We start from the raw sequence: 12,935 nt of genomic DNA, 5'->3' as shown, positions 1-12,935 counted from the left end.
GTGACCTGGATCGTCCAGCAATCGAGAATACAAGGGATAACATTGGCTCAGCAGAGCTGCCGACCCAACCGCCTGCATTGTCAGCAGCCATGAATATCGTGCCCACGAAGTCTTCATCCGAGCTACGTCCGAACCGCTTTACGAGGGGCACACGTCCCAGAAGCCAGTCGTTTTGGCAGGAGTAGTGTAGTACCAGCAATATCCAGGCTTTGGAGGCGTGCCTGCTATCGATACCGCTGTCGCCCCGGCGATGAAGCCTATCGCGGCGCCTGCAGCGATGGCGCCGCCTGGCCTCCAGTAGCGATGTGGAGCGACGACGACGACGCCACGGCGTGGTACCGGATGATAGGCCGGAGCTGTTCTTGCCCCGGCAGCGCAGCCGCGCGGTCCGCACGCCGCCGCCGCACAACCCCTTGGTCCGCACGCGGCCGCCGCCCGTCTCGCCTCCGCGGGTGAGGGACCGAATAGTGGCGCAGAGATCAGCATCAGGATCGAAATCGTTGCGATTAGATTGGCTGCCGGTTTGAGAAAGTTCATCGGTGATCTCCATTGGATTTGCGGGCGCTCGACCGGCACCGCGACAGCAGGACTTACTTCGGAAACAGGAACGTCAGAGCCACACGGAAGCCGAGACCACTGGGGCCGTTGTCCGGCGCATCCGCCCAATAGCGAATGCCAGCCGTCAGACTGATCGGCTGTTTATCGATGGTGATCAGCTTGGCGACGGTGAAGTTGATCGGAACGGACCAGTCGTTGGCTTCCCAGTCGTACGTGGATTCGGTATTCAGCGAGAACGTCCAGGCGTCCTTGGTCGTGTAGGAGATGAACGGTTGAAGGAATGTGGAACTCACGTCCGGCCGATCGCTCTGACCTGCGAATGACCAGATGTGGTTGCCGAGCATCCCGACCGTCCATGGCCCTTCCTGCTTGAGGACGACAGCCGTCGGACCTGCGCCCCACTTGCCGGTACCGAGCAACTCGTCCGTCGCCGTCGGAATGAGGAACGCCGGTCCCGCACCCCAGATAATGCCGCTCTCGGTTGGTTTAGAAGGAGAGAAGAAGAAGCTTTGTGTCGTGTCGCCGAGGCCGAACTGCGTTCCCGATGGGCCGGCGATGTCATTCTGCCACGTGACCGGAAGAATGGTGCGCGAGATGACGTTCCAGTCCTCGTTGATGGCGAAGGGAATGACAGGCTGAATATTCAGCGTCGCCTTGTCGCCATCATCAGGTCCATAACCGTGATCGTAATTGAACTGGAAGGGAACGCTGATCAGCGAGGCGATCGGATTGGAGAGCTTCTTTGCCAGATCTTCGTTCGACTGGGCATGGGCAACTCCTGCGCCCAGCCCGAGTGCCACGATGGTAGCCACCGCCCGATATGTCACGCCCTTCATTGCGATACCCCCCTCCACTGAACCCAGATGTCATCTAGACTGCCGCCTAGAAGTGAAACGCGACGCCGATAATCGGTCCCTGCTCGACGACGTCGAAGACAAACCCGTCGTTGTTATAGTTCACACCGACCGCCCGGTAGCCAGCGACTGCCGAGATCGTGTCGGTGAACTTGTAGCCAAGCGCCAGGGCGACATCCCAATCGAGATCGGCGCCACCGCCGCCGACCAGGCCCCATCCAGTCACGTAGATTTCGGGCGTGAAAAAGTAATTGCCCCGGACACCAGCGAGGGCATCGACCCAGGTCGCGCCGTCGTCCGCTTCACGGCCACCGAGCAGGCCGCCGTTGAATCCAATGGTTGTGTCGACCGACCACACACGGACGCCGCCGACGATGTCGAGATGCCCTGACGGGTTCTCGAGTACCGAATATCCAGCCCCGAGCAATCCGGCGAAGGTCTTCGACGTCACATCGACACTGTCGGCCAGGATGCCCCTTCTCGTGTGAGCGTCTGCTCCGAGCTTGGTGTACATGATGTCGGCAAAGATGCTGAAACGCTCGTACCGGGCTTCGCCAGCCGCCATGAAGGCGAAGTCGAGATTATCCAATATGTCGCCGAAGTCGGATGAGATGTGAACTTCCGGCAAACCGAATTGCGCCATGTCTCCGGAGAGCCCCGCCGCCCAGAAGTAAGGCGCCACAGTATAGGTCCAGCCGCTTTCGCTCTCGACCACCTTGGCTTCTGGAACCCCCGGGGCGATGTCGGCCGCCTGAACCGAAGACGCGATACCAAGGCCGAAACACAAGGCGGCGGCCTGCAACCATAGAACTCGCATGTATTCCCTCATTTGCTTAAGACGGAACTGCCCCGAACCGCCGTCTTTGTTCCTATCGAAATCATGCTGCGAAAAGCTCTTCATGACGATGTATGTTACGGTCCTCTATCCGCGAAATCAGTGCTTGCAGCCAGGCGTCGGTCGGGTCTGATCGCAATTTCTTGAGGCGGTGGACTGTGTGCTGCTGCCTTTACCCGCCAGGCTTCCGACATGGGTTGCGTAGTTGTCGCGGGTGTCCTGGTCGACGACAGCGACGGGTGCGGCCAGAACGAGGCCGGCGACGTTACCGGCAGCAGTCGCGGCCCCCGTCGTTGCAACGAGGATCTGGTCGCCCAGTCCGACGTGGCTATCGGTCAGCGTCTGCCCCTCGGAGATGCGCTGGCCGATAAGTTGGACGATCTGCGGCGACTCGGCAAATTTCCCGTGGTTCATGCTGTCGCCGGATTTGATCTTGGTGAGGTCGATAACCATGATCTTGTTGTCTTCCAGTTCTTTCTTGTAGGGCGCTTGCTCCGGATCGATGGCACCAAGTCTTGAGACGTCACCCCAGACGCGACGGGAAAACGCCAGCGCCTTGTCGTCTCGGGACACGAAGAGTGTGAACTGCGGGTGCTGCTTGCCCATGTCGACGATCTGCTGGCTGAAGACATCAACGTCGACGTCGGGGGCCGCGAGCATTACGTTCTTGAACTTCTCGGGCAGGCGCCCGTTGCGGATCGCCATTTGGCGCAAGGATTCCAGTGCCAGCCAGTTCCCCATCGAGTGAGCAAGGATTGACACCTCCTTCACCTCGGGGTCTTTAGCGAGATATTGGAAAAGCGTCTCCAAGGCGTTGCGTGTGTAGTTTGTGCTCTCACGGTCGTAGCCGTACGCAAGCAGGCTGCCACGTGAGGGCCATGTCACCAGGACGGGTGCGCTATGGACGCCGGAGTCGTGAACAATCTGCGCGAAGCGGTAGACCGCATCTTCGAACCGATTATTGAAGCCGTGAATGAAGACCAGCACGCTTCCGTCCGGCGTCTTCCTGACGCTCGCGCTCAGCCACTTCTTGGCTTCGTCAACGTTTAGGTCGTCGGCCCTGATGGTGGCAAAGTCGGTGGCGGGATTGGATGGTAATCTCTTCGGCCAGGCGACCTGTCCTTCCTTGCGAACCTTGCTCGGTGGAATGGATATCGTCATGTCGGCAAATGCAGGGGTCCGCGCACGTTCTCCGTTAAACATTTCACCTGGCACGCTCGAACGGGTGCGGGTGGTGGCAATCAGCAGGTCCACTTTCGGCGACTGCGGGGACGTGTCGGCCACCGGTGTCAGCACATCTTTCGGGTGGCCACCACATGCCGGCAAGGCCGAAAGTACAGAAAACAGAACAATCCAACGCAGCCAGCTCTGTCGTGCTGACGGCCACGCACTCTTATTATGACTGCCCACCGATCGCCCTCTTCCAGATGTTCTCACCAGTCCCTCGATGGATACATGCGGATCTGGTTGTGGTCGCGTAACATCGGGTATGCTCTGTGCTGTATCTGCCTGGCGTTGTGGCCAATCTGCCACATTCTCAGCGGGGCTGAATGGCCGAGGAATCTGCTGGAAGCACCATTGATGCCTCAACTTCGTCCACCGCAGGCAGCCCGGCCTTTCGGATGTCCGCGATCAATCGAGCCCGGTCAGCGGGTCGGAAATTACGCGATTTGAGTTCTGCAACGATGTTCGGGATGAAGTCAGGGCGCAGATTGTTGAACAATGTGGCCTCGCGACGGGCCTCGTCGGTCACTCCGGCGTTGACGTAAATGACTGCAGCGACGGCGTGATATAGCGGAAACTTTTGTAGGTCCGCGTTCTTGATCTCGGTCAGAGCGGTCTCGGTGTCGTTAAGCATGTAGGCGGCCAGCGCGCGCGTCCCGTGATAATAGCCACCTCCGCCAGGATTAAGTACCAGAGCCCGATCCAACAGATCGGCTCCACGCCGCCACTGTCCGCTCATTGCGACGCGAGTCCCAAACTCACCGAGCAACTCGGTGTCGTTCGGATTGATGGACAGAGCCTGCTCACCGACTTTGAGTGCTTCTGGAACCTGATTGCTGAAGAACAATGCAGTCATCAGTGCCTGCAGGCCTCGGGTGTTGTTCACATCCTGCTGCACGGCACGACGAGCCGCCTGAAGGCTGCGTTCGATCGGTGTCGAGGCATCGTGCCTGGTGTTGAACTTGAAACGGCTCTCGTCGAGGTAGACCATGGAGAGCATCGCCCACGCGGTCGCGAAAGTGGGATGGCTCGCTACAGCAGTTTCGAGGCAATCACGGACCGCTGCGTGCCGCTCGGCACTCAATTCGGCTCGATAGCCGTAGAAGGCCAACATACATGCCTGAATACCGAGATCGTCGGGTGGGGGATTGGCGGCATCCGCCTGCGCCATGATCCCATAGGGCTGCGCGATGGCGGACGCAACCTGGTTGGCGATATCAGATTGAATGGCGAACTGATCGCGTGTCTGAATATCGTTGTCGTAAATCTGTGACCACAGGATTTCCCCGGTTTGGGTATCGAGGAGCCGCGCCGTGACACGCACGAGATTGCCGGAAACGCGGACCCCTCCACCAAGCAGAAAGCGAGCGCCCAGTTCGTTTCGCACAAGCGAGATCGCGATTTCAGGAGACAAGGACTTCGATGTTTCTCGCCCGAACACCCTGATTTCTTTGAAGCGGGGTAAGGCGGTCAACATTTCTTCAGTCAGCCCGAGCGCGTAGGTTTCTGCGCTGGGGCCTCCTCCGAGATTGGCAAACGGCGCGATGGCCAGCGTAGGCTCATCAGATACTGGTCCCCCAACCGACGGAAAAAGGGAAAGCTGGAGAAAGAACAAGATACCTACCGCAGCGAAAACAACCGGTGCGAGGATCAGCCATCTCCGCCTGAAAAGGCGTGACCGCCACGCTGCAGTCGACCCGTCGCCGCCCTTAGCTGCCTCGACACTTCGCGTGTCTGGGCTTGGATCAAGCCAGCTTATTACCGGGACATAGCCACCTTTAGGGATGTCGATCCTGATGGGGTCACCATGACCAGCAATAAGGTAGTAGCGCTCCAGTATTCGGCGCAGCCTGCCGGCCTCGATGCGTACCACCGGGTCGTCCTGCGTGAAACCCGCATCACGCTTGAATACTTCGACCGCAACGGAGTAGCCCTTGATCCGATCTGCGCGACCGGCAAGCGTCTCTTCTATCACATACGTGAGAAACGCGGCGCCCCGACCAGTGGGCGGAAATTCTGGACTGGTAATAATGCGATTGAGCTGGGCGCGAATATCTTCAGCGCTTGGCGTAGCGCGCAAAGAAAGTGGCGCAGCACCGGGCTCCGGTGGCAGTTCATTCTGCAAGGCTAGCTCCTCACCCACTCTTGAGGGACGCTTCTATCAGAAATTACATTACATGCGCTTAATGAAACCTACTGCAGAAACTGCTTGTAGTCTACAAAGACGAGCCTTCCTGCACGCATTTCTTGTAGCGCGACCTCGTACGGCCGCGGCCCCGTCCTGTTACCAGAAGAATTTCGACCAGTGACAGCAACTACGGACGCCATACGCTGTAGTTTACAGTTACATACTTGCTGTTTTCCGATCTCTGCTCACCATACGCACCTGGTGCAACCCAATGCCTCGGAGGGGCCGTGCGGCGTAATGGGGGGCAAGCAGGACATAACTTCAAAGATCAGCCTCGTTACTCGTGATCGCCAGTGCCGCAGCTCAGAGGGCGTTCGAAACCGACAGACCAGTCCAACAAGCGCGGATCCGGATCGCACACTCGAGTTCAAAGACGGTGCTGTTCGCCTCTACAGTTTGCCGGAAGGCGTTCTTGGGCGTGACGTCCGACCGAGATCGAGGAAGTTCACTGACATTCCCTTGCCCGAGGGGTGCCTACACCCCTGTTGTTAGAGGATTTCAAATCATGCGCAGATCGAACCAACTCATGATTTTGCTGTCGTCAACGGTTCTGACATTCTCAGCCATCACGGCGTCGGCACAGGAAAGGCAAGCATATTTTGGCGAAACGCACGTCCACACGGGGTGGTCGTTTGACGCCTACATCTTCGGCAACACCAAGAGCACGCCAGCCGATGCCTACAGGTATGCCAAAGGCGAAACAATCAAGCATCCGCTCGGATACGACATCAAGATCGAAACGCCGCTCGACTGGATGGGCGTCACCGACCATTCCGAATATGTCGGGACCGTCGCCCTTGCCAACACGCCGGGTTCTGCAATCAGCAAGCTTCCGATCGCGCAGAAGCTGATCGTCAAAGACCCGGCCGATATCACACGCATCTACCTCTGGCTCGGAGGCACGATCGTCGACAAGGACCCGATCAAGGAACTGATATCGCCTGAGGTCGCCGGTTCCGTGTGGAAGCAGAACAACGACATGGCCGATCAGGCAAACGAGCCCGGCAAGTTCACCGCCTTCTGCTCGTATGAGTGGACCTCGACGCCGAACAACCGCAACATGCACCGCAACGTCTTCTTCCGCGACTGCGCCAAGGTCCCGGAAGCGCCCTACAGTTCGATCGATTCAAGCGACCCGTCGGATCTTTGGAACTGGATGGACGGCCAGCGCAAGGCGGGCAATGAGCTTCTGGCGATTTCTCACAATGCCAATCTTTCCGACGGGCACATGTTTCCAACCGACGTCGACGAGAAGGGACGTCCCATCGATGCTGCCTGGGCGGCGTCGCGTGACCGTAACGAGCGTCTGAGCGAAATCAAGCAAATCAAGGGCGCGTCCGAGACCCATCCGACCCTGTCTCCCAACGATGAGTTCGCCAACTTCGAAATCCTGACCTATCTGCTCGGCGATCCTGCCGGCCGCTTCCCGACCGTCTCGGGTAGCTACATACGCCAGGCGCTCAAGGACGGGCTCTCGATGGCGGAGGCAAAGGGATTTAACCCTTACAAGACCGGGTTCGTCGGCGGATCGGATTCTCACAATACCGGCGTTCCCTATCGCCAGGACAATTTCTACGGTGGCCATGCGCGCAACGATGGCGAGATCAAGCAACGTATGTCGGGCTACGTTTTTGCAGGCCTTGATGTCAGGCTTGAAAATCCGGCAGGTCTGACCGGGATATGGGCCGAAGAAAACACCCGCGCCTCGCTTTTTGACGCCATGCAGCGCAAGGAGACCTTTGCCACCAGCGGTCCGCACATCAAGGTACGGTTCTTCGGGGGGGCCAATACAACCGATGTTGCCAAGCAAGACTGGGTGAAGAGCGCATATGCGGGCGGGGTGCCGATGGGCGGCGACCTGCCGCCGCTTGGGGAAGCCAAGGCGCCATCGTTTGCCGTCTGGGCGGTCAAGGATCCGACCTCGGGCAATCTCGACCGCATTCAGATCGTCAAGGGCTGGTCGAAGCATGGCCAGAGCTTCGAGAAGGTCTACGACGTCGCCTGGGCTGGGAACCGCACGCCCGATCAATTCACCGGCATCGTCCCGCCGATCGGCAGCACCGTGAACATCTCCGACGCCAGCTACACCAACACGATCGGCTCCGTAGAATTGAAGGGTTCGTGGACGGACCCAGAATTCGATCCTGGCCTCGACGCCTTCTACTATCTGCGTGCGCTCGAAATCCCGACACCCCGCTGGACCACGATCCAGGCAAAGGAACTCGGCATTGCGCCTCCCGACAATGTCGCGGCGAGCGTTCAGGAACGCGCCTGGAGTTCGCCGATCTGGTATACGCCGACCCAGGAATTGCGGGCTGCCGCCAACAAGGGCATGACCGTAGCCGACCTGAAGCAGCAAGGTGCCACGGCCCTTGATAGCAAAGCACTCACCGACCTCATCGTCGGCAAGTCGAGCTGGGTTCGTAATAACGTCACAGGAGAAGTCTTCAACATCGCCTGGACCACATCGGGCCAGCGCCTTGTCGGTAACGTCAACGGTTCGATCCCGAAGCCCAGCGAGATCGGCGACGTGTTGCATGGGGGCCTGACGGGGCAGGGTACCGCCTACGCCATCAAGGACGGGGCGATCGTCACCACCCTCAACAACGCTCCGTATGAGGCAACCGTCTACAAACTCGGCGACAAATACTACGCCGCCCGCAGCAACGAGTTCGGCTTCGCGAACTACGAAGTCGTGCCAACGCCGCGGATGCTCGATCCCTTGTCCGAGCAGAAGGCACCGTTCTGACCGGTCTTGGTCTTCATTGACCGCGCGCCGACCGAAGTCGGCCGCGGTTGGACAGTTGGCTGGAGGCAATGGAGAAACCCATGATAACGAAGGCGTCCGTCCGGCTGCTTTTGAGCATCGGCAGTGTGATCCTGACCTTCGCTGGGAATGCACAGGCATGCGCCATCTGTTTCTCGGGACTGGTGGTCACACCCGGGCAGAAGCTCGATGCCGCAGATCAGGCGGTGCTAGCCGCTCGCGTGGATGAGCAAGGACGATTCCGCGTCATCGAAGTCGTCAAGGGGAAGGCCACTGTCGGCGATGTTCTCGTGCAGCCCGGACTGACTGCTCCGGCCGCTCAGGCGGTGATGTCGGTCGACGGTCTGACCGTCGGGGACAAAGAGGCAGCGAAACTCGACAAGAAGCCCTTGCTTCTCCTCCACGACACGGTTTCCGAGAAATGGACAAGCTTGGGTGCAATGCCGGCCGACTTTGCCGGGTGGCTACGACAACTCGCCCGGACGAAGCAAAGCGCAGCGACGCCGAAGAGAATTTGGCCACAACTGACCCTCACATCCTCGTATCTGACGGACGACGAATGGCGCGAACGGATTGTCGTCGTCGCGTCGCAACTTGAAAGCCCTGAACCTTTGGTGGCCGAGATCGCTTATGGCGAGTTGTCGCGCGCGCCCTACGGCGTGACGCGGCTGCTCAAACCACAGCTCGATGCTGCCAAACTGGTGATTTGGACCAGCGATCCGAGATTGGCTTCTCGACGTCCAGCCTATACCTTGCTGTTGGGGATCGCGAACGGTCCCGGTACAGCCGTTGCGCTCGAACAGCAAATCGACACGGCGTTGACGTCACGGGACGCCACCAACCTTTCGGCGTTGCTGGCAGCCGATCTGGAATTGCGGGGTGCAAGCCGCGTCGACTGGCTGGAGACAACCTTCTTCGCCGATCGCCAGCGGACCCTGCCGGAAATTCAGGCGGCTCTTCTCGCACTGAGCGTCCACGGCGGAGCCGACGGCACCATCCCCCGCCGGCGGGTGATCGAGGCCTATCGCTACTTCATCGAGGCGCGCAAGCCGATGGCCGGGTTCGTCGCCACAGAACTGGCGGACTGGGAGGCGTGGGATGCGACCGCGGACTATGTCGCCATCATCAGATCGAAGGCGGTGCGCGATCCCGCCGAGCAGTTTGCCATTCTCAGCTATCTCAAACGCAGTCCGCTGACCACTGCTCAGGCAGCTTTGGGTCCTCCTGCCGATCAATGACAATGGGTGTCCCTATGGAGGTTTTCTCCGACGTCAGAGAAAAGAAGTGGCAGCGGTTTTTCAGCGAACCGCTCCTGCACTTCGTCGTTGTCGGCGTGGTTCTCTTCGGTGCCTATCCGCTTCTCACCCCCGCAGCTGAGGAAGCCGCCGACCAGCAGAAGATCATTCTGACGAAGGACGATGTCCGTCAACTCGCGGTGACCTGGCTGGCCCAGGGCCGACCGCTACCGACGCCGGATGAGATGCGTAGTCTGATGGATCAGAAGGTCACCGAAGAGATCTTGTTCCGCGAGGCCGTTTCCCTTGGCCTTGATCGCGACGACGAGATCATCAAGCGACGGCTGGCCCAGAAAATGGACTTTTTGGCCGCGGACTTGGCGACGCTGGACGAGCCAAGCAGCGCTCGACTCAAGGAGTGGTATGCGACCCGCTCGGACCGCTTCGCGCTTTCGCCACACCTCAGCTTTCGTCATCTTTACTTCTCATTTGACAAGCGCGGCGAGGCCGCTCGCCAAGCCGCCGAAGCCGCCATCTCTTCCGTCGCTGGCAAACCGTTTGACTCGCCGCAGGTCGCGTCGGTCGCCGACCCGTTCATGTTCCGGAATTACTATGGCGACGCCACCCCCGATCAGATGGCCAAGGAGTTCGGACCCGACTTTGCCAAAACGCTCTTCACCCTGAAACCGGGATCCTGGCAAGGACCAGTACAGTCCGGCTACGGCTGGCATCTCATATGGGTCGATTCCATCGAGCCAGGACGGGTTCCTGCTTTCGAGGAAGTAGCGCCGGCCGTCAAATCGGCATGGCTCGACGAGCGCTACGTTGAGGTGAAGAACAACGCTCTGAAGGAGATGCGTTCACGCTACGTGGTGAGCTTACCCGCCGTGACTGCGGATGACCTTCAAGGCCTGGACGCTCCCAAAGGCGCGAGCACCCAGATTGAGTTGTCAGCCCAATGAGCGCTCGATTGAACTTGCCCATCACGCTTTGGGGTTTACTGTTTGCGGTCGTCGTGGCAGCCGTCGCGTTCGCCTCGGGCGCCGTCGCCCACGAGATACGGCCCGCCTATCTTCAGATCGATGAAATGGCGGCAAACCATTATAAGGTCGTTTGGCGGACTCCCATGCTGTCAGGCATGCGGCTTCCGATCGCCCTGCGGTTTCCCGAGAGCGTGCGCAACGTGACGGAGCCGGCCGAGCGCGACCTTCCGGATTCGCTTGTCCAGACGCGGGTGATCGAGACAGATGGCGGTGGCCTTGCCGGCAGCCGAGTGGAATTCGTAGGGCTACAGGCGACGATCACCGATGTGCTGGTCCGCGTTCATCTGTTGGACGGTACCGTCGAGACGACGATGATCCACCCCTCCCAACCATGGATCGAGTTTTCCGCCACCCGCAGTCCACTTGCCGCGGCAAGGGTCTACTTCGTGAGCGGCTTCCAGCACATCCTTCTCGGTATCGATCATCTGCTGTTCGTTTTCGGTCTGCTTTTCATCGTTCGCTCGCGGTGGATGCTGGTAAAGACGATCACCGCCTTTACGGTCGCCCATTCCATAACGCTTGCCGCCGCGACGCTGGGCAAGGTCGAGATTCCGGCGCTGCCGCTCAATGCGATGATTGCCCTGTCCATCTTGTTTCTGGGTCCCGAGATCGTCCGGGTGTGGCGTGGACAGACGAGCTTCACGATCCGCCACCCTTGGATCGTCTCCTTCGCCTTCGGGCTGCTGCATGGTTTTGGTTTTGCCAGCGGACTGACGGCGCTTGGTCTTCCGCAAGGCGACATCCCTTTCGCCCTGCTGATGTTCAATCTGGGCGTTGAGGCGGGCCAGTTGGCGTTCGTCGGGCTCATTCTCCTGCTGATCGCCGCCCTGAAATCGATCGAGATCAGACTGCCACGCGGTCTGGAACTGATGCCCGCCTACGTGGTCGGGATATTGGGCGCGTATTGGACCATTGATCGCATCGTCGCAATGTTTGGGGGAATGGCATGAAACATTCGGCAAATCGCGGCATTGGCCTTGTCTTTGCAGCACTGCTGTTCTCAACCGGGGTCGCCGAAGCTCATGTCGGGACGGGCGGCGCCTCAGGTTTCGCCGCCGGGTTCTTCCATCCGGTCACGGGGCTCGATCACGTCGTGGCAATGATCGCCGTTGGGCTGTGGGGCGCACAACTGGGAAAGCCCGCCATCTGGATGCTGCCGATCACCTTCCCCCTTGTCATGGCATTCGGCGGCTTCCTGGGTCTTCTCGGCATTCCTATGCCCGGCGGTGAAATCGGCATCGCACTGTCCGGCGTCTTGCTGGGGGCGGCAGTCCTGGCCGAAACTCGACCGCCCTTGTTCGCGGCAGCGATCCTCATTGGAGTTTTCGCGATCTTCCACGGTTACGCACATGGTGCTGAATTGCCGGTCGGAGAAAACGCGCTGTTCTTCAGCCTCGGCTTCGTGATCGCCACTGGCCTGTTACACGCAGTCGGCATCGTCATCGGTCTGCTGTATCAGTGGCCATGGGGCAAGATCACCGTCAGGGCGGTCGGCGGCATGGTTGGAGCCGTTGGCGCGTTCTTCCTATGGAATGCATTGGCATGACGGCGGCAATCCAAAAGAACAGTCCTTTGCGCGCCCTACTGGCGTCGGTCGGGATCGCAGCAATTCCAGTCGGCGCCAGCGCACATCTCGTCGATACGGGGCTTGGGCCGGTCTACGACGGGATCGCGCATTTTTCGATGTCGCCCGAAGCCATCTTGCCTGTTGTCGCGCTTGGTGTTCTCGCCGGGCTCCGGGGACTTGCCCATGCTCGCATCGCTGTCCTGTTCCTGCCCCTCGCATGGACAGCCTTCGGCCTGGTCGGAATGCGGCTTGGCCCGCTTGCTATCAATCCGGCTTATGAAGGCCTGCCGTTGCTCATACTGGGATGCTTGGCGGCGGCCGACGTTAAAATACCGGCATGGACGACTGTATCCTTGGCGATCCTCCTTGGATCTTTCGAGGGCTTTATCTTCGGATCGGCCTATGCCGCTGGCCGTGACGGCCTCTCTGCGATCATAGGCTCCGCCGGGCTTGTCTTCGTCTTGATCGCGCTCGTCTCGGCTGCGGTGCTGAAAGCGAAATGGGACTGGACACGCATTGCGATGCGTGTGGCAGGCAGCTGGACTGCCGCGAGTGGCCTGCTGCTTCTGGGATGGGGGCTGCGATAACGGCCATCGCAGCTTCTGCACCGTTTGTTACAGTAACATACGGTGCAAAGGGAAAGATTTAGATCATCCTGTTCTGA

Annotated in this window: 11 protein-coding genes; 6 read left to right on the top strand and 5 right to left on the bottom strand. The window is 59.6% G+C overall.

Annotation, left to right across the window (positions count from 1 at the left end; all coding sequences use genetic code 11):
* Nucleotides 1-138: 138 nt before the first annotated feature.
* From ATY80_RS01065 to ATY80_RS01045, 5 genes are all read right to left on the bottom strand, one after another.
* The gene (locus ATY80_RS01065) at nucleotides 139-537 is read right to left on the bottom strand and encodes a hypothetical protein (protein ID WP_088690650.1); all 399 of its coding nucleotides are present in this window, start codon (nucleotides 535-537) and stop codon (nucleotides 139-141) included.
* Between the two features lie 53 nt (nucleotides 538-590).
* Nucleotides 591-1,394, bottom strand: coding sequence for a hypothetical protein (locus ATY80_RS01060; protein WP_088690649.1), 804 nt, complete (start codon nucleotides 1,392-1,394; stop codon nucleotides 591-593).
* A gap of 46 nt (nucleotides 1,395-1,440) precedes the next feature.
* Nucleotides 1,441-2,229, bottom strand: coding sequence for a hypothetical protein (locus ATY80_RS01055; RefSeq protein WP_088691449.1), 789 nt, complete (start codon nucleotides 2,227-2,229; stop codon nucleotides 1,441-1,443).
* 117 nt (nucleotides 2,230-2,346) lie between these two features.
* Nucleotides 2,347-3,609 (bottom strand): alpha/beta hydrolase, encoded by a 1,263-nt coding sequence (locus tag ATY80_RS01050; RefSeq protein WP_245306760.1) that lies wholly within the window; start codon nucleotides 3,607-3,609, stop codon nucleotides 2,347-2,349.
* A 175-nt stretch (nucleotides 3,610-3,784) separates the two neighbouring features.
* Nucleotides 3,785-5,596 (bottom strand): adenylate cyclase, encoded by a 1,812-nt coding sequence (locus ATY80_RS01045; RefSeq protein WP_088690648.1) that lies wholly within the window; start codon nucleotides 5,594-5,596, stop codon nucleotides 3,785-3,787.
* A 589-nt stretch (nucleotides 5,597-6,185) separates the two neighbouring features.
* Here ATY80_RS01045 and ATY80_RS01040 point away from each other — a divergent pair.
* The 6 genes from ATY80_RS01040 to ATY80_RS01015 all read left to right on the top strand — a co-directional run bounded on the left by ATY80_RS01040 (nucleotide 6,186) and on the right by ATY80_RS01015 (nucleotide 12,858).
* The gene (locus tag ATY80_RS01040; protein WP_088690647.1) at nucleotides 6,186-8,408 is read left to right on the top strand and encodes a DUF3604 domain-containing protein; all 2,223 of its coding nucleotides are present in this window, start codon (nucleotides 6,186-6,188) and stop codon (nucleotides 8,406-8,408) included.
* Nucleotides 8,409-8,488: 80 nt separating this feature from the next.
* The gene (locus tag ATY80_RS01035; RefSeq protein WP_088690646.1) at nucleotides 8,489-9,664 is read left to right on the top strand and encodes a hypothetical protein; all 1,176 of its coding nucleotides are present in this window, start codon (nucleotides 8,489-8,491) and stop codon (nucleotides 9,662-9,664) included.
* A 14-nt stretch (nucleotides 9,665-9,678) separates the two neighbouring features.
* Complete coding sequence (locus ATY80_RS01030; protein WP_088690645.1) at nucleotides 9,679-10,623, top strand: peptidylprolyl isomerase; 945 nt, start codon at nucleotides 9,679-9,681, stop codon at nucleotides 10,621-10,623.
* Nucleotides 10,620-11,654, top strand: a complete 1,035-nt coding sequence (locus ATY80_RS01025) for a HupE/UreJ family protein (RefSeq protein ID WP_088690644.1) — start codon at nucleotides 10,620-10,622, stop codon at nucleotides 11,652-11,654. Before ATY80_RS01030 ends, ATY80_RS01025 begins: the two co-directional genes overlap by 4 nt.
* Nucleotides 11,651-12,250, top strand: coding sequence for a HupE/UreJ family protein (locus ATY80_RS01020; protein WP_088690643.1), 600 nt, complete (start codon nucleotides 11,651-11,653; stop codon nucleotides 12,248-12,250). Before ATY80_RS01025 ends, ATY80_RS01020 begins: the two co-directional genes overlap by 4 nt.
* Complete coding sequence (locus ATY80_RS01015; RefSeq protein WP_088690642.1) at nucleotides 12,247-12,858, top strand: HupE/UreJ family protein; 612 nt, start codon at nucleotides 12,247-12,249, stop codon at nucleotides 12,856-12,858. The genes ATY80_RS01020 and ATY80_RS01015 overlap by 4 nt, the downstream gene beginning before the upstream one ends.
* The last annotated feature ends 77 nt before the right edge of the window (nucleotides 12,859-12,935 follow it).

It is taken from the genome of Rhizobium sp. R711, assembly GCF_002211365.1.
In the GTDB taxonomy this organism is placed as follows: domain Bacteria; phylum Pseudomonadota; class Alphaproteobacteria; order Rhizobiales; family Rhizobiaceae; genus Rhizobium.
Note: the sequence above shows the minus strand (reverse complement) of the source record. Positions and strands in the feature narration are given on the sequence as shown.

What these genes read in the sequence shown, in the direction of transcription:
- ATY80_RS01065 (WP_088690650.1), bottom strand. Translation starts at nt 537, where the DNA reads ATGAACTTTCTCAAACCGGCAGCCAATCTAATCGCAACGATTTCGATC.
- ATY80_RS01060 (WP_088690649.1), bottom strand. Translation starts at nt 1,394, where the DNA reads ATGAAGGGCGTGACATATCGGGCGGTGGCTACCATCGTGGCACTCGGG.
- ATY80_RS01055 (WP_088691449.1), bottom strand. Translation starts at nt 2,229, where the DNA reads ATGCGAGTTCTATGGTTGCAGGCCGCCGCCTTGTGTTTCGGCCTTGGT.
- ATY80_RS01040 (WP_088690647.1), top strand. Translation starts at nt 6,186, where the DNA reads ATGATTTTGCTGTCGTCAACGGTTCTGACATTCTCAGCCATCACGGCG.
- ATY80_RS01035 (WP_088690646.1), top strand. Translation starts at nt 8,489, where the DNA reads ATGATAACGAAGGCGTCCGTCCGGCTGCTTTTGAGCATCGGCAGTGTG.
- ATY80_RS01030 (WP_088690645.1), top strand. Translation starts at nt 9,679, where the DNA reads ATGGAGGTTTTCTCCGACGTCAGAGAAAAGAAGTGGCAGCGGTTTTTC.
- ATY80_RS01025 (WP_088690644.1), top strand. Translation starts at nt 10,620, where the DNA reads ATGAGCGCTCGATTGAACTTGCCCATCACGCTTTGGGGTTTACTGTTT.
- ATY80_RS01020 (WP_088690643.1), top strand. Translation starts at nt 11,651, where the DNA reads ATGAAACATTCGGCAAATCGCGGCATTGGCCTTGTCTTTGCAGCACTG.
- ATY80_RS01015 (WP_088690642.1), top strand. Translation starts at nt 12,247, where the DNA reads ATGACGGCGGCAATCCAAAAGAACAGTCCTTTGCGCGCCCTACTGGCG.